Origin of the sequence: Streptomyces sp. NPDC056296, assembly GCF_042268605.1 — a bacterium.
GTDB lineage: Bacteria > Actinomycetota > Actinomycetes > Streptomycetales > Streptomycetaceae > Streptomyces.
Genome location: NZ_JBHJRX010000019.1, coordinates 21,009 through 40,480, shown reverse-complemented (window position 1 = coordinate 40,480; position 19,472 = coordinate 21,009). Strand labels below are relative to the sequence as shown.

The 19,472-nt window shown below is 72.4% G+C and carries 13 protein-coding genes; 7 read left to right on the top strand and 6 right to left on the bottom strand.

Going from position 1 to position 19,472, the window contains the following annotated elements; genetic code table 11:
• Window positions 1-36 precede the first annotated feature (36 nt).
• From ACFCZF_RS16140 to ACFCZF_RS16120, 5 genes are all read left to right on the top strand, one after another.
• On the top strand, window positions 37-987 hold the full coding sequence (locus ACFCZF_RS16140) for an ABC transporter permease (RefSeq protein ID WP_376672182.1): 951 nt from the start codon (window positions 37-39) through the stop codon (window positions 985-987).
• Complete coding sequence (locus ACFCZF_RS16135; RefSeq protein ID WP_376672181.1) at window positions 987-3,002, top strand: dipeptide/oligopeptide/nickel ABC transporter permease/ATP-binding protein; 2,016 nt, start codon at window positions 987-989, stop codon at window positions 3,000-3,002. The genes ACFCZF_RS16140 and ACFCZF_RS16135 overlap by 1 nt, the downstream gene beginning before the upstream one ends.
• Window positions 2,999-4,018: an oligopeptide/dipeptide ABC transporter ATP-binding protein gene (locus tag ACFCZF_RS16130; RefSeq protein ID WP_376672180.1), complete on the top strand. Its 1,020-nt coding sequence runs from the start codon at window positions 2,999-3,001 to the stop codon at window positions 4,016-4,018. The genes ACFCZF_RS16135 and ACFCZF_RS16130 overlap by 4 nt, the downstream gene beginning before the upstream one ends.
• Window positions 4,019-4,113: 95 nt before the next feature.
• Entirely contained in the window at window positions 4,114-6,378 is a 2,265-nt protein-coding gene (locus ACFCZF_RS16125) for a hypothetical protein (protein ID WP_376672179.1), read from the top strand.
• Window positions 6,375-7,058: a DUF6215 domain-containing protein gene (locus ACFCZF_RS16120; RefSeq protein ID WP_376672178.1), complete on the top strand. Its 684-nt coding sequence runs from the start codon at window positions 6,375-6,377 to the stop codon at window positions 7,056-7,058. The genes ACFCZF_RS16125 and ACFCZF_RS16120 overlap by 4 nt, the downstream gene beginning before the upstream one ends.
• A 2-nt stretch (window positions 7,059-7,060) precedes the next feature.
• Here the strand turns inward: ACFCZF_RS16120 and ACFCZF_RS16115 are convergent, their stop codons facing one another.
• From ACFCZF_RS16115 to ACFCZF_RS16100, 4 genes are all read right to left on the bottom strand, one after another.
• Window positions 7,061-10,444 (bottom strand): CARDB domain-containing protein, encoded by a 3,384-nt coding sequence (locus ACFCZF_RS16115; RefSeq protein WP_376672177.1) that lies wholly within the window; start codon window positions 10,442-10,444, stop codon window positions 7,061-7,063.
• Between the two features lie 368 nt (window positions 10,445-10,812).
• On the bottom strand, window positions 10,813-12,258 hold the full coding sequence (gene argG / locus ACFCZF_RS16110) for an argininosuccinate synthase (protein WP_121750549.1): 1,446 nt from the start codon (window positions 12,256-12,258) through the stop codon (window positions 10,813-10,815).
• 46 nt (window positions 12,259-12,304) lie between these two features.
• Window positions 12,305-13,783 carry an NAD-dependent succinate-semialdehyde dehydrogenase gene (locus ACFCZF_RS16105; RefSeq protein WP_376672176.1) on the bottom strand — a complete coding sequence of 493 codons (1,479 nt, stop codon included), beginning with the start codon at window positions 13,781-13,783 and terminating at the stop codon, window positions 12,305-12,307.
• 20 nt (window positions 13,784-13,803) lie between these two features.
• Window positions 13,804-15,072: an aspartate aminotransferase family protein gene (locus tag ACFCZF_RS16100; RefSeq protein ID WP_376672175.1), complete on the bottom strand. Its 1,269-nt coding sequence runs from the start codon at window positions 15,070-15,072 to the stop codon at window positions 13,804-13,806.
• 222 nt (window positions 15,073-15,294) lie between these two features.
• Between ACFCZF_RS16100 and ACFCZF_RS16095 the strand changes: the two genes are divergently transcribed.
• The gene (locus ACFCZF_RS16095) at window positions 15,295-16,932 is read left to right on the top strand and encodes a PucR family transcriptional regulator (protein WP_376672174.1); all 1,638 of its coding nucleotides are present in this window, start codon (window positions 15,295-15,297) and stop codon (window positions 16,930-16,932) included.
• A gap of 5 nt (window positions 16,933-16,937) precedes the next feature.
• Here ACFCZF_RS16095 and ACFCZF_RS16090 read toward each other — a convergent pair whose 3' ends face one another.
• Window positions 16,938-17,552, bottom strand: a complete 615-nt coding sequence (locus ACFCZF_RS16090; protein ID WP_376672173.1) for a DUF6629 family protein — start codon at window positions 17,550-17,552, stop codon at window positions 16,938-16,940.
• A gap of 204 nt (window positions 17,553-17,756) precedes the next feature.
• Between ACFCZF_RS16090 and ACFCZF_RS16085 the strand changes: the two genes are divergently transcribed.
• Window positions 17,757-18,437 (top strand): GPP34 family phosphoprotein, encoded by a 681-nt coding sequence (locus ACFCZF_RS16085; protein ID WP_376672172.1) that lies wholly within the window; start codon window positions 17,757-17,759, stop codon window positions 18,435-18,437.
• Window positions 18,438-18,446: 9 nt separating this feature from the next.
• Here ACFCZF_RS16085 and ACFCZF_RS16080 read toward each other — a convergent pair whose 3' ends face one another.
• On the bottom strand, window positions 18,447-19,451 hold the full coding sequence (locus tag ACFCZF_RS16080; RefSeq protein WP_376672171.1) for a phosphotransferase family protein: 1,005 nt from the start codon (window positions 19,449-19,451) through the stop codon (window positions 18,447-18,449).
• Window positions 19,452-19,472: the final 21 nt, after the last annotated feature.

Genomic DNA, 19,472 nt, shown 5'->3' with positions numbered 1-19,472 from the left:
GGCGGCGGCCCCGCCCCAATCTCTAGGAACCTCACGATGGTTGCATTTCTCCGGCTCGCGCTGCGCCGCGTCGCGATGATGCCGGTGATGGTCCTCGGCATCGCGCTGCTGGTCTTCGTCGTCCTGCAGTTCTCGCCGACCGACCCCGCGTACAACGCGCTCGGCGACTCGGCGAGTCCCGCTGCGCGCGCCGCGTTCGCCGAGGCCAACGGGCTCAACGACCCTCTGCCGGTGCGCTACTTCGCCTTCCTGGGCGACCTGGTGCAAGGGGACCTGGGTGTCACGATGTCGCCCAGCCAGCCCGTCACCGACCGGATCGCGACCGCGTTCCCGCTCACGCTGCAGCTGACCCTGCTCGGCCTCGCGCTGGCCGTCGTGCTCGCACTGCTCTTCGGCGTCCTCAGCGCCGTCTACCGGGACCGCTGGCCGGACCAGATCTTCCGGGTGCTGTCGATGGCCGGGATCGCCCTGCCCTCGTTCTGGGTCGGCGTGCTGCTCATCCAGCAGTTCTCGCTGAACATGCCGCTCTTCCCGACCGGCGGCTACGTCAACCCGGCCGACTCCCTCTCCGGCTGGCTCGAGAGCATGACGCTGCCCGCGCTGTCCCTCGCCCTGCCCGTCGCCTCCTCGCTGGCCCGCCTGATCCGCACCTCGATGGTCACCGAACTCGACCGCGACTACGTGCGCACCGCCCGGGGCAGCGGCCTGCCGCCGTTCCTGATCATCCGGTCGGTGCTGCGCAACGCCCTGGTCACCCCGCTGACCGTGCTCGGCGTCAAGGCCGGCTACATGCTCAGCGGCGCCGTCGTCATCGAGGCGATCTTCGACCTGCCCGGCATGGGCAAGCTGATCCTCGAAGGCGTCAACGGCGGCGACGTCGGGCTCGTCCAGGGCACCGTGCTCACCATCGCGATCGCCTTCCTCGTGGTCAACGTCGTCGTCGACCTGCTCTACCTGCTCGTCAACCCGCGCATCAGGACGGTGTGATGTTCGCCCCAAGCTCCCTCGCCGCGCGGCTGTCCCAGCCCGGCGCCCGCCTGCGCCGCCTGCCGGTGCCCTCCCGGATCGCCCTGGGAATCCTGCTGGTGGTCGTGGTAGGCGCGGTGTTCGCCCCGCTGCTCACCCAGGACCCCCTGGCCACCGGCATACCCGCCCAGGCACCGGGCGCCGACCACTGGTTCGGCACCGACCGGGCCGGCCGCGACGTGTTCGCCCGGGTCGTGCACGGCGCCCGCTACTCCCTGGTCATCGGGCTCGGCGCGACCCTCCTCGCCCTGGTCCTCGGTTCGGCCCTGGGCGCGCTGGCGGCCACCTCGCGCAAGCTCGCCGACGAGTCGGTGATGCGCACCCTCGACATCGTGATGTCCTTCCCGCCGATCGCGCTCGCCGCCGTGCTCGTCGCCGTCTTCGGGCCCAGCGTCCCGGTCATCATCTTCACCATCGCCTTCGTCTACTCGCCCTCGCTCGCCCGGGTCGTGCGGGCCAACGTGCTGGAGCAGTACGGCGAGGACTACGTCGCCGCGGAGCGGGTCATCGGCGCCCGCCGCGGCTACATCGTGGCCCGGCACGTCGCCGTCAACTGCGCGGCGCCGGTTCTGGTGTTCGCGACCGTCATGGTGGCCGACTCCATCATCTTCGAGGCGAGCCTGTCCTTCATCGGCGCCGGTGTGCAGGACCCCGACCCCAGCTGGGGCAGCGTCCTGGCCTACGGCCGGCAGATCCTGCTCTCGGGCGGCTGGTGGGCGACCCTCTTCCCCGGCCTGTGCGTGCTGGTCACGGTGCTCGCGCTGAACGTCCTGTCCGAGGGCATGACGGACGCCGCCGCCTCTCCGGACAGGTCCCGCACCGGTGGCACCGATTCCGACTCAGACTCCGACTCGGACTCCGACTCGGACTCCGTCTCCGGCGAGAAGGCCGCCGCCGCGCCCGAGGCCGACACAGCCGACGTGGACGCCGCGCTCGCCGGGCTCGCCGCACGGCTCACGGCCACGGAGCCCGCCGTGCCGCCGCTGCGCGAGGACGCCCCCGAACTGCTCGTCGTGCGCGACCTGTCCATCCGGTTCCCCGACCGCTACGGCGACACCCGCGTCGTCGACGGCATCTCCTTCACCGTCCGCGAGGGCGAGACCCTCGGTCTGGTCGGCGAGTCGGGCTGCGGCAAGTCGATCACCAGCCTCGCGATCATGGGCCTGCTGGCCCGCAACGCCGAGGCCGAGGGCGAGATCCGCTACCGGGGCCGCGACCTCCTGACCATGTCGCCGAAGGAGCGCCGGGCGCTGATGGGCCCGGAGATCGCCATGGTCTACCAGGACGCCATGTCGTCCCTCAACCCGTCCGTGCTGATCGGCACCCAGCTGAAGTGGCTCACCTCCCGCGGCGGCACGCGCACCCCGGCCGAGCTGCTGGAGCTGGTCGGCCTCTCCCCCGAGCGCACCCTGCGCAGTTACCCCCACGAGCTGTCCGGCGGCCAGCGCCAGCGCGTACTGATCGCCATGGCGCTCTCCCGCAGCCCGCGGCTGCTCATCGCCGACGAGCCGACGACCGCGCTCGACGTCACCGTGCAGGCCCAGGTCGTCGAACTGCTCGTCGAGCTGCGCGACGAACTCGGCTTCGCGATGGTCCTCGTCTCCCACGACCTGGCGCTGGTCGGCGACCTCGCCCACCGGGTCGCGGTCATGTACGCCGGTCAGGTCGCCGAAGTCGGCGACACCCGCTCGCTGCTGACCGACCCGGCGCACCACTACAGCCGCGGGCTGCTCGGCTCGGTGGTCTCGCTGGAGTCGGGTGCGGAGCGGCTGCACCAGATCCGCGGCGTCGTGCCGGCACCCAGGGCGTTCGGCCCCGGCTGCCGGTTCGCGTCCCGCTGCGCCGCCGCCACCGAGTTGTGCGCCACGACCCCGCCGCCCGCCACCGACCGCGACGCCGGGCGGGACCATCTCTTCGCCTGCCACCACCCGGCGCCCGCGGAGCGTTCGGCCAAGTCGCTGGAGAGCGCCCGATGACCGCCCCGAAGGACACCGCCATGGACCCCCTCATCCGGCTCGACCACATCCACGTACGCCACCGGGCCCGCAGCGGCGGCATCCTGCGCCGGGACGCCGTGCACGCCCTCACCGACGCCTCCCTGGAGGTCCGCCGCGGGGAGATCCTCGGCCTGGTCGACGAGTCGGGCTGCGGCAAGTCGACGCTGGCCCGCGTGGTCACCGGGCTTCAGCGCCCCACCGAGGGACAGGTGCGCTTCCGGGGGCGGGACCTGTGGAGGATGAGCGCCGCCGAGCGCCGTGACGAGTTCGGTTCCGCCGTCGGCGTGATCTTCCAGGACGCCTCCACCGCGCTGAACCCCCGGCTGTCCGTCCGGCAGATCCTGCGCGACCCGCTGGACGTGCACCGTCGCGGCACCCGTGCCGAGCGCGAGCGGCGGGTCGAGGAACTCCTCGACCTGGTCGGCCTCCCCGGCCACACCATGGAGGCACGGCCCGGGCAGTTGTCGGGCGGTCAGCGCCAGCGCGTGGCCATCGCCCGCGCCCTCGCCCTGGAACCGGAGCTGATCGTCGCCGACGAACCCACCAGCGCGCTGGACGTGTCGGTGCGCGCCCAGATCCTCAACCTGCTGGTGGATCTGCGCGCCCGCCTCGGTCTGGGCATGGTGTTCATCTCCCACGACGTGCAGACGGTGCGCTATCTGGCGGACCGTATCGCGGTGCTGTACCTGGGCCGCGTCGTCGAGGAGGGCGGGGCCGCCGAGGTCTCCGGCGCCCCGCGCCACCCGTACACCGAGGCGCTGCTCTCCGCCACGCCGAGCCTGCTGGAGCGCCCCGAGCGGATCGTCCTGCACGGCCCGGTGCCCTCGGCCACCAACCCGCCCTCCGGCTGCCCGTTCCGCACCCGCTGCTGGAAGGCGGACGACGCGTGCGCCACCGCCTTCCCGGCGGCGACGGACGGCCCCGGCGGACATCGCTGGCACTGCGTACACCCCCAGCCGAGCGTCGCCGTGGAGGAAGCCCTGAGCGGAGGCTGACCGGCATCGGCCGACCGGGCCGGGGCATGAGTGTGATGGCGTTCTCCGCTCGGACGCCGTGTCGCACGACGGTCGGCCGAAACGAGAATGGGGCCATGGACGCACTGGTTCGGCGCTCGCCCTGGGTCGAGGTGCTGGTCTGGTGCGTCGCGGTGCTGAGCCTGACCGTCCTGGCCGCGGCCGCCGTGGTACGCAGCACCGTGCTCGATCCGAAGTTCTACGGCCAGGTGCTGGAGGACGAGCGGGCATACCAGCGGTTCTACGACGAGGTGCTGGTCGACCCGGGCAGTACGCCACTGGCCCGGGAACTGCTGGACCGGCTGCCCGTTCCGCAGTCGACCATCACCTCGAACCTCAAGGTCGTGATTCCGCCGGAGACGCTGCGGGCCATGGGCGACCGGCAGATCGCCGAGGTGATCCACTATCTGGAGGGTGACCGCGACCGGGTCCGGATCACGGTGGACCTCGAACCCGTCGTCGCGAACGTCGAACGGCTCAGCCGGGCCTACTTCGGTGATGCCGTCGCCGCCCTGCAGCAACGGTCCGAACCGGACTTCCAGGCGTTCGTGCAGCGCCTGTCCGAACTGGTGGCGCAGGTGGTGGCCGGTGAGGCGCCGCTGGAGGGCCTGCCGTCGCTGCCGCTCTCGCACAGCCAGGCGGTCGCGGCCACGGACGCGCTGATGCGCCTGGTGCCGTCGGACGCGCGCGCCGTCACCAGACCCACGGTGCAGACGGCGCTGGACCGGGGTGACGTGGCCGCGGCGCTGGCCGCGATCGCGCCGGTCGCGCTGACGGACCAGGTCCGGGCGGCCGCCGCGGAGCTGCTGCGGGATGCGGACAGGGGCGCCTGGGTCATCACCGTCGACCTCGATCCCTCGCACGAGGCGCTGGCCCCGGTGGACCGCGCGCGTTCCGTCACCCGCCTCTTCCAGGAGGTGGTGGAACCGGCGGCGGCCGTGCTCTGCGCCGCCGCGCTCACGCTGCTGTGGTTCGCCACGCCCTCCCCCGCCAAGCGCCGGCTGATGCCGCTCGGCTGGGTGCCGGCCGCCGCCGCCTCGCTGATGGCGCTGTCGGTGCTCCTCCTGCGTCTCACACTGGGGGACGCGCTGTTCGACACCCCGTCGTCGTGGCCCCCGGCGGCGTCGGATCTCCTCGGCGACATCCAGGCCACCGCTGTCGACCAGCTCCTGACCACCGCCACCGTCGTCGCGGTGATCCTGCTCGCCGCCGGCGCCCTGCTGATCACCGTCGGCTGGGTCTGGCAGACCAGGCCCGGCGTGCCGGTCCTCACCGATCCGCGGCACGGCCCCACCCTGACCTTCGCCGTCACGGCGTGCGCGCTCGTGGGCACGATGCTGGCGCCGGTGGCGATCACCGGCTCCTCACCGCGCATCTGCCAGGGCAGCGCCGAGTTGTGCGACGCCCGCTACGACGAGATCGCCCAGCTCGCGTCGCACAACGCGATGGCCACGACGGCGGACCGGTTCATCGGCCCCCTCCAGGACCCGGACATCGTCGGTCAGCTCAACGCCGGGGTGCGCGTCCTGCTCCTCGACACCCACCGCTGGGAGCGGCCCGAGGAGGTCGCGGAGCGACTGAGCACCTCGGACTTCTCCCCGTCCCTGCGCCGCCGGCTCACCGGAATCCTGGAGCGGGTGAACCCGCCCCACCCCGGCCTGTGGCTGTGCCACTCGGTGTGCGGCGCCGGGGCTCTCGAACTGACGCCCACACTGCGCCAGATCGGCGACTGGCTGCGCGCGAACCCCACCGAGGTCGTCACCCTGATCCTGCAGGACGGCGTCAACTCCGTGGCGAGCCAGGACGCCTTCCTGCGGGCCGGGCTGTCCGACCTGCTGTACGAGCCGGACGCGGACCCGGAACGGCCATGGCCGAAGCTGGGGGAGATGATCGACAGCGGCCGGCGTCTGGTCGTGTTCGCGGAGAAGGCCGACGGGCCCGCGCCGTGGTACCGGAACCTCTACCGGTACGGCATGGAGACGCCGTTCGCGTTCCGCAGTCCGGACGAGATGTCCTGCCTGCCGAACCGGGGCGGCGCCGACAAGCGGCTGTTCCTGCTCAACCACTTCGTCACGGCGGGCGGCGGGCTGCGGCTGGACGCCGGGCTCGTCAACTCCCGGCAGCGGGTGCTGGAGCGGGCGCACAGGTGTGAGCGGCAGCGTGGCAGACCGGTCAACTTCATCGCGGTGGACTACGCGACGATCGGTGACGCGCTCGGCGCGGTCGACGAGCTGAACGCCGAACGCCTTGCGGACGATTCGCGCTTCCCCGTCGGACGATCACCGGATAGGCTCCGCGACGCGCAAGGAACGCGCACGTCAGACGGGGGACAGGGGACATGACGGACGATTCCGCGAGACCCGAGAAGGGCATGAGCGCGGCGGCCCAGGCGATCACCGCGGTGGTACTGGTCGGTGCGCTGGCGGGCGGCATGTGGACCATCGCGCGGGCCGACGCGCAGGGCGCCGGGAAACGGGGACCGGCCACCTGTTCGGCCACGGACGACGCCCCGCCGTCGAAGCGCGTGTCCGGGATGCAGCTGTGCAGGGCGCTGAACCGTCCGGACCTGCCGGCGCTGCTGGAAACGCCCGAGGAGCCGGCGCAGAACGCCTACGGCAACGACGAGCCGACCGAACTCGCCGACGGCAGGAGGATCCCGACGCCCGAGGCGACCGTCAGGTTCGAGACCTACACGGTGAAGCTCTCGGTGTCCTACGACGATCTCTCGGTCGCCGGGACGGCCGACATCCTGGGAGAGGCCGCGCAGGCGAAGAAGGTCCTGGGACGCGCGGCGGCCCTCTACTCGAACCCGACCATCGCCATCTCCTTCGGCGGCGACCAGGCGGACGCCGGCACGGGCGGCATCGCCCGCAGCCTGCTGGTGGCCCGGGACGCGAAGGACAGCGGCGGCTCCTACGAGCTCTCCGTCTGGCGCGAGGACGGCATGCCGCCCGACGACGCGATGGTGCTCCGCGTCGCCGAGCGGGTGCTGCCGACGGTCCCGGGCTGGACCGCCGGCTGATCTCACCGGTTGATCTTGAACTGGGATCCCGGTTCGATCGTCACGTCCTCCTCGGCCGAGTTGGTGATCGTGACGTCGGTCAGGGTGGCGCTGCCTCGGGCGCCGCCCATCGCGAGGATGCCCGATCCGTTGTTGGACTTGTCGATGCGGACGTTCTGGATCTTCACGTCCGGCATCACACCGCCTCCCGTCTTGAACTGGATCCCGTCATAGGTCGAGTCGAGGATCTCGGTGTCCCGGATGGTCACGCCGGGAATGTCCTGCCCCTGCGCGAAGAGGGTGATGGCGCCGAACTCCTGGTCCTCGTTCCAGAACGCGCCGCCCGTCCGGTGCAGGGCGTTGCCCGCGATGAGGGTCTGCCCGGAGAAGGGCAGCGGGTCGTGGTCGGTGGCGAGCATGATGCCGGGGTAGTTCATCGTGTCGGAGATGACGTTGTTCTCGATGGTGTTGCCGTAACCGCCGTACACCGCGATGCCGTTGGCCCGCCACGGCAGCTGGATCGTGTTGTTGCGGAAGTGGTTGTCGTGGCCGACGTCCACGGCGGTGTCCTTCACGTACTTGCTGGCCCACACCGCGAGCGAGTCGTCGCCGGTGTTGCGGAAGGAGGAGTTGTAGACCGTGGAGTTGCGGGTGCCGTTGGCGAAGTTGATGCCGTCGGCGTAGGTGTTGCGGATACGCATGCCGGTGAACTCCAGGCCGTCACCGGGTCCCCACAGCTCGGGGATGTTCGAGTAGTCGCGGCCGGCCCAGACGCCGACGTTGGCGTGCTCGATCCACACGTTGGTGATCTTGGTGTCCTTGCCGAAGCGGCCGTTGAGGCCGACGCCGCCCTCGTGGTTGCCGTCGCCGCCGCGGATGGTGCCCGAGCCGAAGATGGCGATGTCGGAGATCTGGGTGTTGTCGTCGATGTCGAAGCCGAAGTTGCCCTCGTGCGGGTGGTTGATGCCGCCGGCCTCGTGCGGCGGGGTCAGGGTGTAGAGCTGGGAGTGCCACATGCCCGCGCCGCGGATGGTGACGTCGCGGATGCCGACCTGGTTGTGCTGGCCGCGGTTCTGCGGGTCGTCGGTGAGGATCTTCTGCTCCTGGCGCCACTGCCCGGCCGGGATCCACACGCAGGGGATCTGGCCCTCCTGGTCGGCGGTGACGGCGCGCTGGATGGCGTCGGTGTCGTCGAGTCCGTCGCCGGGGACGGCCCCGTACTCGGTGATCGAGGTGCAGTTCGCCGGCTTGGGCGCCGGGGGCGCGACCTGCTCCAGGTCGATCAGGTCGATGACGTGGAAGGCGGCCGAGTCGCTCGCGTCGCGCTGGAGGCGGAACTCGGTGCCCTGCGGGAAGGTCCTGGACAGCAGCGCGTGGGACTCGTCGAACAGCCGCCGCGCGTCGCCGCCGGGCCGGTTGGTGAGGCCCTCGGGGTCGTCGGTGTTGCCGTACAGCCAGCTGTGCTTGGACGACAGGTTCAGCTTCTGTACGAAGGCGCCGTCGGCGTAGAGGCTGATCGTGGCCTGCGCTCCGCCGCCGCCGGGGGCGTCGGGGATGGAGTTGCGCACCACGATGGAGTTGGTGGGTGTGGTGGAGGTGAACTCGACGTACTCGCCGGTGGCGTCGAGCCGGACCGACTTGCGGCCCGAGGACTCGGTGCCGAAGTTGGTGTGGCCGAAGGTGCGCTTGGCGTCGGTGGTGAGCAGGGTGCCGTTGTGACGGCCGTCCTCCGCCTCGTACTCGGTGTACGGCACGGCGGCGCCGCGTCCGACGACGAGGGACTTGGCGAGCACGTTGTTGTTCTCGTTGGTCTCGGTGACGAGGCCGGTCGCGTCGGCGGTGGCGGAGAGCGTGACGCCACCTCCGGTCGCCGTCCAGGTGCCGCTGATCGGCACGTTCACCGTGGCACCGGCCGCCACTGCGCCGGTCGTGCCGTTCAGGGTGGTGGTGCCGGCCTGGAGCCGGGTCACCGAGCCCGCCTCGACGGCGCTCGTGCCGCGGTTGTGCACGGCGACGGTGAAGGAGACCTTCGCGCCCACGGCCGGGTTGGCCGGGTCGCTGGTGATGGAGCGCACCTCCAGGTCCGGGCCGGGTGCCCGGTCGACGACGAGCCGGTCGGTGGCGGTGCGGCTGTTGTTGGTGTCGTCCAGTTCGGCGACCGTGTCGCGCGGGTCCACCACCGCGGCGACCGCGTAACTGCCGGTCGCGTGGGTGCCGGTGGAGACGGCGACCTCGGCGGACTCACCGGGGTCGAGGGCGGGCACCTCGGCGCTGCCGGCTGCCGTTCCCTCCACGGAGACCTCGGCGGTCGTCGCGGCCGAACGCGCGGTGCCGGCGTTGCGGACCGTGGCGTTCACGGTGACCTTGTCACGCTCGGAGGGGTCCGTGGGTGACCAGTCGAGGCCGGTGACGGTCAGGTCGGGCGCGGGCGCGGCGGTGCCGACGACCTGGAACTCGGCGACCTGGCCGCCGGGCGCGCCGGTGTTGGAGAAGAACCTGAGCCGTACGTCGGAGACGCGGCCGGTGACCGGGATGGTCACCGTGTTGTCCTTGCCCGGACTGAAGGAGTAGTCGGCGCGGGCGCGCAGCGAGGTGAAGTCGCTCTGCCCCTGCTCACGGCCGAGTACCTGGATGCTCTGGGTCCGGGCGGCCCAGACGGGGTCCGGGTTGAGCTTGACGACCGCGGCGCTGATGTCCGCGTCGGCGCCGAGCTTCACGGTGAGGTCGGCGGGGTGGCCGGCCGCTTCCCAGTAGGTGGAGGTGGAGTCGTCGGTGGCGTTGGCGGCGACGTAGGAGTGCACCGACGAGGTGGCCTCGACGGGCTTGTTGCGGGCCAGGTTGGTGCCGGTGGGGGGCGGCTCGGTGACCACTTCCTCGCCGTACACCTCCAGTTCGGAGAGCTGTGCGGCGTTCCAGCCGGTGTTGCCGGTGACGTGGACGCGGACGTAGCGGGCGTCGGAGGGTGAGGTGAGGTCGACGGCGACGGTGTTGGTCCGGTCCGGGCTGAACGCCCGCGCGGCCGAGCCGGCGAGCGCGCGGAAGGTGGCGCCGTCGGTGCTGCCCTGGAGGGAGAGGGTCTGGCTGCGGCTCTCCCAGCCGGCGGGCAGTTTGAGGACCACCCGTTCGACGTCGCGGGCCTCGCCGAGGTCGACCTGCACCCACTGGGGGAAGGAGCCGGCCGGGCCTTCCCAGTAGGACGCCTGGGTGCCGTCGGTGGTGTTGCCGGCCGGGTAGGCGCCGTGCGAGCCGCCCGCGGTGGCCGGACGGCCGAGGGCGAGGTTGACGTCGGCGGCGGCCGTCGCGGCGTGCGCGCCGGCCGCGAAGGGCAGCGGGAGCAGCCCGGCCGTCATCAGCCCGGCCACGACGGCGCCCGTCAGCGACCGTCGGCCGAGGGATCTCCATCTCATGGGGGTCCTCTGTTCCGTGGGGAGTCGGGGAGCGCGACTGGCCGGCGGGGAGGGGAGTACCGACCATGCGCGTCAATTGAGCAGGACAGTCGATTCTTTGCGGAAAGTGCGTCATCAGGTTTCTATCGCGTCACCTGTTTGTCAACGGTCTTCGTTGTGACGGGATTTGGCACGTAAACAGCTTGCGTTGCTTCCAAGTCCCTTGCGTTCACGTTGAGCTGGGAAGTAGCCGCCGCCGGAACAAGAAGGTGCCGTTCGAACCTCATCGCGCACGCAAGTCATGCACGGGGACGAGAAACAGAAGGGCCGGCCCGACGCCCGTAGGCGTCGAGCCGGCCCTTGCCGGTGAGAGGGTCCCGAGGGACGGGTCAGTCCGTGCCGAACTCCATGGCGGCGCGGTCCAGCAGCTCGTCGTCGCCGGAGACCTCGCCGCGGGAGGCGATGGCCTGCGCGCCGCCCTCCGGCATGGCGCCGATCAGCCCGGTCGAGGCGGCCTGGGCGGCACCGATGGCGGGGTTGGCGGTGCCGATCAGACCGAGCCCGGCGTACTGCTCCAGCTTGGCGCGCGAGTCGGCGATGTCGAGGTTGCGCATGGTGAGCTGGCCGATTCGGTCCACCGGGCCGAACGCGGAGTCCTCGGTGCGCTCCATCGACAGCTTGTCCGGGTGGTAGCTGAACGCCGGGCCGGTGGTGTCGAGGATCGAGTAGTCCTCACCGCGCCGCAGCCGCAGGGTGACCTCGCCGGTGACGGCCGAGCCGACCCAGCGCTGGAGCGACTCCCGGATCATCAGCGACTGGGGGTCCAGCCAGCGGCCCTCGTACATCAGCCGGCCCAGGCGCCGTCCCTCGGTGTGGTACTGGGCGAGGGTGTCCTCGTTGTGGATCGCGTTGACGAGGCGCTCGTAGGCCGCGTGCAGCAGGGCCATGCCGGGCGCCTCGTAGATGCCGCGACTCTTGGCCTCGATGATCCGGTTCTCGATCTGGTCGGACATGCCCATCCCGTGGCGGCCGCCGATGGCGTTGGCCTCCATCACCAGGTCGACCGGGGAGGCGAACTCCTTGCCGTTGACCGTCACCGGGCGGCCCTGGTCGAAGCCGATGGTGACGTCCTCGGCGGCGATCTCGACCGACGGGTCCCAGAACCGCACGCCCATGATCGGCTCCACGGTCTCCACGCCGGTGTCGAGGTGCTCCAGCGTCTTGGCCTCGTGGGTGGCGCCCCAGATGTTGGCGTCGGTGGAGTACGCCTTCTCCGTCGAGTCCCGGTAGGGGAGGTCGTGGGCGAGGAGCCACTCCGACATCTCCTTGCGGCCGCCGAGCTCGGTCACGAAGTCCGCGTCCAGCCAGGGCTTGTAGATCCTGAGCTGCGGATTGGCGAGCAGGCCGTACCGGTAGAACCGCTCGATGTCGTTGCCCTTGAACGTGGAGCCGTCGCCCCAGATCTGGACGTCGTCCTCGAGCATCGCCCGGACGAGGAGCGTGCCGGTGACGGCACGGCCCAGCGGCGTGGTGTTGAAGTAGGCACGCCCGCCGGAGCGGATGTGGAACGCCCCGCAGGTGAGCGCGGCCAGGCCCTCCTCGACCAGCGCCGCCCGGCAGTCGACCAGGCGCGCGATCTCGGCGCCGTAGGTCTTCGCACGGTCGGGCACCGAGGCGATGTCGGGCTCGTCGTACTGGCCGATGTCGGCGGTGTACGTGCAGGGGACGGCGCCCTTGTCACGCATCCACGCGACCGCGACCGAGGTGTCGAGGCCGCCCGAGAAGGCGATACCGACGCGCTCGCCGGTGGGAAGGGAGGTGAGGACCTTGGACATAGGAAGAGTATGCATGACAACGCATGGCCATGCAAAGCCTGGGTGGTCACCGGGCCGGCATCGCGACGTACTGGTACTCCAGGAACTCCTCGATCCCCACCGTGCCGCCCTCCCGGCCGAGCCCGGACTGCTTGACGCCGCCGAAGGGCGCGGCCGGGTTCGAGACGAGCCCGGTGTTGAGGCCGACCATGCCCACCTCCAGGCGTTCGCTGACGCGCAGGGCGCGGTCGAGGCCCTCGGTGAAGACGTAGCCGACGAGCCCCCAGGGGGTGTCGTTGGCGCGGCGCACCACCTCGTCCTCGTCGTCGAAGGTGAGGATCGCCGCCACGGGGCCGAAGATCTCCGTACCCATCAGGCGGCTGTCCGGGCTGACGTCGGTGAGCACCGTGGGCGGGTAGAAGCAGCCTGGGCCCTCGGGCGTGCGGCCGCCGCAGAGGACCCGCGCGCCGCGCTCCACCGCGTCGGAGACCAGGTCCTCGACCTTGGCGCGCCCGGCGGTGTCGATGAGCGGGCCGACGTCCACGCCGTCCCGCGTGCCGGGGCCCACGACCAGCGCCTCCATCCGCCGGGCGAGGCGCCGCGCGAACTCCTCGGCCACCGAGCGGTGGACGAAGAAGCGGTTCGCGGCCGTGCACGCCTCGCCCATGTTGCGCATCTTGGCGATCATCGCGCCGTCCACGGCCACGTCCAGGTCGGCGTCGTCGAGGACGATGAACGGCGCGTTGCCGCCCAGCTCCATCGAGGCGCGTACGACCGTGTCGGCGCACTGGGCGAGCAGGAGCCGGCCGACCTGGGTGGAGCCGGTGAAGGAGAGCTTGCGGATCCTCCCCCAGCCTGCGGCCGGGGGGACCCCCACCTCGCTCCGCTCCCCGCGCAGGAGCGGTTCGCACACCTCCCCCGCCCGAGAGGTGGTGACGACGTTCAGCACACCGTCCGGCAGTCCTGCCTCCTTGAGGATCGCGGCGAGGGCCAGGCTGGAGAGCGGGGTCTGCGGGGCGGGCTTGAGCACCATCGTGCAGCCGGCCGCGATCGCCGGGCCGATCTTGCGGGTGCCCATGGCCAGCGGGAAGTTCCACGGAGTGATCAGCAGACAGGGCCCGACCGGGCGCCGGGAGAGCAGCATGCGGTTGCGTCCGTCGGGGAGGATGCCGTGACCGCCGTCGATACGGACGGCCTCCTCGGAGAACCAACGGAAGAACTCGGCCGCGTAGGCCACCTCTCCCCTGGCCTCCGCCAGCGGCTTGCCCATCTCGGACGTCATCAGGTGGGCCAGCTCGTCCGTGCGGTCGAGGATGATCTCGTAGGCGCGGCGCAGGATCTCGCTGCGCGCCCGCGGTGCCGTACGGGCCCACTCCTCCTGGGCCTGGAGCGCCGCGTCCTGAGCGAGCCGGGCGTCCTTGGGGCCCGCGTCGGCGACCTGGCAGAGGATCTCGCCGGTCGCGGGGTCGTCCACGGGCATGACGGCGCCGTCGGCGGCGTCCGTCCAGGCACCGCCGATGAACAGCTGGGTCGGTGTGTCGGTCATGAGGTCCTTTCGTGCCGTGCTCATCGGTCCGCCGCTCCGGACGTGCCCGCCTCGACGGCGGCCGTCCACGCCCGGAGCCCCTCGTCGACGTCCGACTCGCCGATCACCAGTGCCGGGATCATCCGGACCACCTGGTTCCAGGCCCCGCAGAGCAGCAACAGCAGGCCCTCGTCGACGGCGGCCCGCTGGACCCGGGCGGCGGTCTCGGGGTCGGGGGCGCCGTTCTCGGTGACGAACTCGCTGCCCAGCATCAGCCCCAGCCCGCGTACGTCCCCGATGGCCGGGGTCCGGGCCGCCACCGCCTCCAGCCCCTGGCGCAGCCGCGCCCCCATCGCCTCGGCGTTCTCGACGAGCTTCTCGTCGCGTACGACGTCGAGCGTGGCGCAGGCCGCCGCGCACGCCACCGCGTTGGCGCCGTACGTGCCGCCCTGCGAGCCCGGCCACGCCTTGCGCATCAGCTCCTCGGAGGCGGCGATCCCGGACAGCGGGAACCCACTGGCCAGCCCCTTGGCGGTGACGAGGATGTCGGGGGTGGTGCCGAAGTGCTCGTGACCCCAGAACCGGCCGGTACGGCCCACGCCGGTCTGCACCTCGTCCAGGATCAGCAGGAACCCGTGCCGGTCCGCGCGTTCCCGCAGGCCCTCCATGAAGGCGCGGGTCGCGAGGACGTACCCGCCCTCGCCGAGTACCGGCTCGACGATGACGGCGGCGGTGTCGGCGGGCGAGGAGATCGTCTGGAGGGTGTAGTCGAGCTCCCGGAGGGCGAAGCGGGTGGCGGTCTCCTCGTCCCAGCCGTAGCGGTAGGCCGTCGGGAACGGGGTGACGACCACGCCGCTCATCAGCGGTGAGAAGCCGGACCGGAAGCGGGTACCGGACGTGGTCATGGAGGCGGCGGCCACGGTCCGGCCGTGGAAACCGCCGTGGCAGACCAGGACATTGGGCCGTCCGGTGGCCTGCCGGGCCAGGCGCAGCGCCGCCTCCACCGCCTCGCTGCCGGAGTTGGTGAGGAACAGACTGTCCAGGCCGGCCGGCAGCACCTCGCCGAGCTTGTCGACGAGTTGCCGCAGCGGCGGGTGCGTGACGGTCGTGTACTGACCGTGGATCAGTGTGCCCACCTGCTCCTGGGCGGCGGCCACGACCCTGGGGTGGCAGTGCCCGGTGCTGGTGACACCGATGCCGGCGGTGAAGTCCAGATAGCGGCGGCCGTCCTCGCCATGGATGTGGACGCCCTCGCCCCGGACGGCCACCACGGGCGTGGCCTGGCGAAGGTGCGGCGACAGTGCGGTCATGCTCGTCTCCCCGGCCTGATCGTCGGTCGTACTGCGGTGCCCCGAGCATGCCCGCGGTCCACGGCCGGACAACGCGTGATCTGTCCGGCCGGGGCGCGGTATCCGGACGATGTGTCAACCGATTCGGTCCCACCGCGTCCCCCACCCGCGCCACGGGCGCCCCATAAGCGCCCTTGCGCAGGTCAGCACGGCTTGTCAGAGTGGCGGGTGCAGGGAGGCACCGTGAGCGAGAACCAGCGCAGAGCCCCAGTACCGGCAGGCCGTCCGCTCACCGTGGCCGACGTGCTGGCGCTGCCCGTCCTGGCCGGTGGAGATCCGCAGGTGGTCACCGGCCTGGACCACGTCGACCGCCCGGTCCGCTGGGTGCACATCACCGAGCTGACGGACCCGGCCTCCTTCCTCAAGGGCGGCGAACTCGTCCTCACCACCGGCATGCCGCTGCCCGACGACCCCGCCGGTGTACGCCGCTACGTGGACGAACTGGCCGACGTCGGTGCCGCGGCCCTCGTCATCGAACTCGTCCGCCGCTACCACCGGCCGCCCGACGCCCTGGTCCACGCCTGCCGGGCCCGCGGCCTGCCCCTTGTCACCCTCGCCAAGGACGTCAACTTCCTGGAGGTGACCCAGGTCGTCCACACGCTGATCCTCGGCAGCCAGGCGGACGCGATGCGCAGGACCCAGCGCGTCCACGAGGCGTTCACCGCGCTCACCCTGCGCGGCGCGGGTCCCGAGGACGTGCTGCGCGCCGCGGCGGAGATGAGCGGGCACACGGTCGTGCTGGAGAACCTGGTCCACCGGGCGATGGTCTGCGAACCGTCCGGCGGTACGACGGAGGCCGCGCTCACCGACTGGGAACGGCGTTCCCGGGCCGTCCCGCCCGCCGACCACACCGGTCTGCGCGGTCCCGAGGGCTGGCTCGTGGCCCCGGTGGAGTACCAGGGCGAGGGCTGGGGGCGGGTGGCCATGCTCCCCGGCCGGTCCGGCTCGGCCGCGTCCCCGGTCTTCGGGCCCGAGGACGTCACCGTGCTGGAGAGGACCGCGATGGCCCTCACCATCGCCCGTCTCACCCACCCCACGCCCTGGGAACGCACCGCGCACCGCAACGCCCTGCGCGACCTGGTCGAGCAGCGCCACCGCTCCCCCGCGGACGCGTGCGCCCGGGTCGCGGCGCTGGGGCTGCCCACGGAGGACGCCCGCTTCGTCGCCGTACTCGTGGACGTCCCGGCGGAAGAGGACACCGCCAGGACCGAGGTCCGCCTCGCCGAGGAACTGAGCGCCACGGCGACCCCGGCGCTCGTCGGCCTCCTCGGCCCCGCCCGCCTCGGCGTCCTGCTGGCGCTGCGGCCGTCCCGGCCCTGGCGGCAGGCCGTCGAACGGCTGAGCCGCACCGCGCTGGGCCCGACCCCCGGCACGACCGTGAGCGCCGGTTCCCCGGCCGCGGACCTCGCCGACGTCGCCCGCTCGTTCCGCGAGGCGGCCCGGGTGGCCGAGGCGACCGGACCGGGACAGCCACTCCCCCCGGACCGCTCCTTCCACGAACGCTCCGACATCGGCCTGCGCCGCCTGCTGTTCGCACTCCGCGACGACACCCGGGTCCAGGAGTACGCGGAACGGCAGTTGGGCCGGCTCCTCGACCACGACGCCCGTCACGGCACCGACCTCCTGACGACTCTGCGCGGATACCTGGACTCCGCCGGCAACAAGACCGTCGCCGCCCGCTCCGGCGGTGTGTCCCGGGAGACCGTCTACCAACGACTGCGTACGATCGAACGATTGATCGGCCGCGACCTGGAATCCGGCGAACAGCGCACCGAACTCCACGTGGCGCTGCAGGCACTTGACGCCCTGCGGGGGCGTTGACCCGCTCAGCGCGCCCTGCGTGCGTTCACCCAGCCGAGCAGGACCACCGAGCACACCGCCGCGAACGCGCACCAGGTCGAGACGAACTCCAGCCGCCACAGGGCCCAGCAGATCAGCGCGCCCGCGCCGGCCAGGATCCCCAGCAGGCGCAGGCCCCGGTCGCCGGACAGCAGCAGCGAGCCGACCGTGGCGACGAGGTAGCCCGCGATCAGCAGCGGGGTGTAGGGCAGGTCCACGACGTAGCCGATGGTGTGGCCGCGGATCTCCGCCCGCACCGGACGCGTGGCGAGTACGTACGCGAGCACCGCCGCGGTCGCGACTCCGGCGGCGAGCGGCACGGTCAGCCCGCGCCGCGCGGACCGGGGCGCGGCGCACAGCACGCCCGCCGGGACCCAGAGCGCCAGCAGCGGGAGGGCCATGACCGTCCAGGCGAGGGTGGCCGGGCCGCTCCCTCCGTCCGAGGCCCAGACCACCGCCTCGACCATCTGGTGCACTCCGAGCAGCAGGGGCAGCGCGGCCAGCGGAAGGTCACGGCCTCGCCGGGCCCGCGTCACACAGGCCACCCCGACGGCGGCGACCCCGACACCCGCGACGAGGTCGGCCTCCGCGCTCCAGCACATCCTTGCGTCCTCGGGTCGGCCGACGGGCCCTTCATCCTCACCGATCCGGTACGGCACGGCCACACCGACACGGCCGCGCCCCGTCGGCGAGGAGAAGAGGGGTGGTGCGGGAACGGAAGTACGGGTAGGGGCGTCCCAGAGAACGGTGGCGAGGATCTTCGCCGCCGACGCCCGGCCCCACCCGGACACCGGAGGAACCGACACATGGAAGCCCCCACGGAAACCCCCACCACCCTGGGCGAGCAGCTGCTGCTCATCTCGCTGGACGACGAGTCCGGCACCGCCAAGGAGTCGGCGAAGGTGGCCCCGGCGATCGCGGCGGCCTCGCTGGTGGAACTCGCGCTGGCCGGCCGGATCGACGTGACGGACGACAAGGTCACTGTCGTCGACGCCACGCCGCTGGGCGAGCCCGCCCTGGACGCCGCGCTCGAAGCCGTCGCCGGCAAGGACCGGCCGGGCAGCACCAAGGACTGGATCAACCGGCTCAAGACCGACGCCGTGGCCGGGGCGAACACGGGCCTGATCGAGAAGGGGCTGGTCCGGGAGGAGAAGAAGAAGGTGCTCGGTCTCTTCCCCGTGCGCCGCTATCCGGAGGCCGACGGCTCGGTGGAGGCGGCGGTGCGGCAGCGCCTCGACGCGGTCGTCCTGTCGGGCGCGGCGCCGGACGAGCGTACGGCGAGCCTGGTCGCCCTCCTGCACGGAGCGAAGCTGCACCGTCTGGCCTTCCCCGACGCCGACGCGCGCCGGGTCGAGGCGGCCATGGAGTCGGTCTCGCACGGCCGGTGGGCCGCGGCGGCGGTGCGCCACGTGGTGAAGGCCGCGGAGGACGCGCTGACGGCGATCATCGCGGTGACGGTGACCACGACGGTCGTCACGAGCGGCTGACTTCAGTCGTCACGAACGGCCGACGCCCCACTGAAGGGCGGGGGCGCCGTCCTCGGTGAGCGTCTCCGCCAGCAGGTCGCAGTAGCGGCGCAGGTCCTCGTGCCAGCCGACGAACGAGGCGAAGTCCCGCATGTGGACGGCCAGCCGGAGGGTGGCCGCGCGTGCGGTGCCGGGCGGGAGGGCGGGCGCACCGGCACCGCCGGTGTACCCGGAGAGCAGGGCACGGGCCGCGGCCGGGTAGTCGACCGGCGGGCCCTGTCCGGCGGCGCCGAGGCCCCGTGCGGCGGCGGTGCGCAGTTCGTGCAGTTCCCCGAGGATCCAGCCGAGATCGAGGGCCGGGTCGCCGCCGGTGACCTCCTCGCCGGTGAGCAGGGCGGCGTGGCCACCGGCCGGGGAGGGGACCAGCCAGCCGGTGCTGGGCGCACCGTGCAGCAGGACCGCCTCTCCCCCGCCGGGCGGTTCGTTCGCGGCCTCGGACCAGTCCGTCAGCCGCGCCCACAGCGAGGGGCCGAGCCGGGTGCGGGCCAGCGCGCGCAACCGGGCCGCCCCGGGGCCGGCCTCCTCCCCCTGGATCCAGGCACGGAGCCGTCGCATACCGGGATGCGGCGGTCGCTCCGGGAACTCCCACGGTTCCCGGTGCAGTCGGCGCAGTGTCCTGCCCGCGTCCGCCAGCGCGCTCACCGAGAACCGGAAGGCGGTGTCGTCGCCGGAGGGCAGCAGCCGGGCCACCGAGACCGCGCCGGGCACGCGGTAGAGCACGCCCGGCCGCGCGGCACGGTCCGGCTCCGGGCCGGCGGCCCACTCCCCCAGGGCGAGCCGGGCACCGCGCGGGTCTTCCGACGCGTCACCGACGGCGGCGTCGACGCGCCGCAGTGCCGCGCCGACCGCCACGGGGGGAAGTCGCTGCGCGCGGGTGTGGGCCGGCCCGGGTGTGCGCAGCCAGCTGAATCCCGCGTCCCCGTGGTAGCGCACGGTGATCCGCAGATAGCGGGTGCCGTACTCGCGCACGGTCACGGGCTCGGCTTCCGAAGCGGC

Bases quoted from the DNA above. Each gene is read 5' to 3' on its own strand.
- ACFCZF_RS16140 (WP_376672182.1), top strand. From the start codon at position 37: ATGGTTGCATTTCTCCGGCTCGCGCTGCGCCGCGTCGCGATGATGCCG.
- ACFCZF_RS16135 (WP_376672181.1), top strand. From the start codon at position 987: ATGTTCGCCCCAAGCTCCCTCGCCGCGCGGCTGTCCCAGCCCGGCGCC.
- ACFCZF_RS16130 (WP_376672180.1), top strand. From the start codon at position 2,999: ATGACCGCCCCGAAGGACACCGCCATGGACCCCCTCATCCGGCTCGAC.
- ACFCZF_RS16125 (WP_376672179.1), top strand. From the start codon at position 4,114: ATGGACGCACTGGTTCGGCGCTCGCCCTGGGTCGAGGTGCTGGTCTGG.
- ACFCZF_RS16120 (WP_376672178.1), top strand. From the start codon at position 6,375: ATGACGGACGATTCCGCGAGACCCGAGAAGGGCATGAGCGCGGCGGCC.
- ACFCZF_RS16115 (WP_376672177.1), bottom strand. From the start codon at position 10,444: ATGAGATGGAGATCCCTCGGCCGACGGTCGCTGACGGGCGCCGTCGTG.
- argG (WP_121750549.1), bottom strand. From the start codon at position 12,258: ATGTCCAAGGTCCTCACCTCCCTTCCCACCGGCGAGCGCGTCGGTATC.
- ACFCZF_RS16105 (WP_376672176.1), bottom strand. From the start codon at position 13,783: ATGACCGACACACCGACCCAGCTGTTCATCGGCGGTGCCTGGACGGAC.
- ACFCZF_RS16100 (WP_376672175.1), bottom strand. From the start codon at position 15,072: ATGACCGCACTGTCGCCGCACCTTCGCCAGGCCACGCCCGTGGTGGCC.
- ACFCZF_RS16090 (WP_376672173.1), bottom strand. From the start codon at position 17,552: ATGTGCTGGAGCGCGGAGGCCGACCTCGTCGCGGGTGTCGGGGTCGCC.
- ACFCZF_RS16085 (WP_376672172.1), top strand. From the start codon at position 17,757: ATGGAAGCCCCCACGGAAACCCCCACCACCCTGGGCGAGCAGCTGCTG.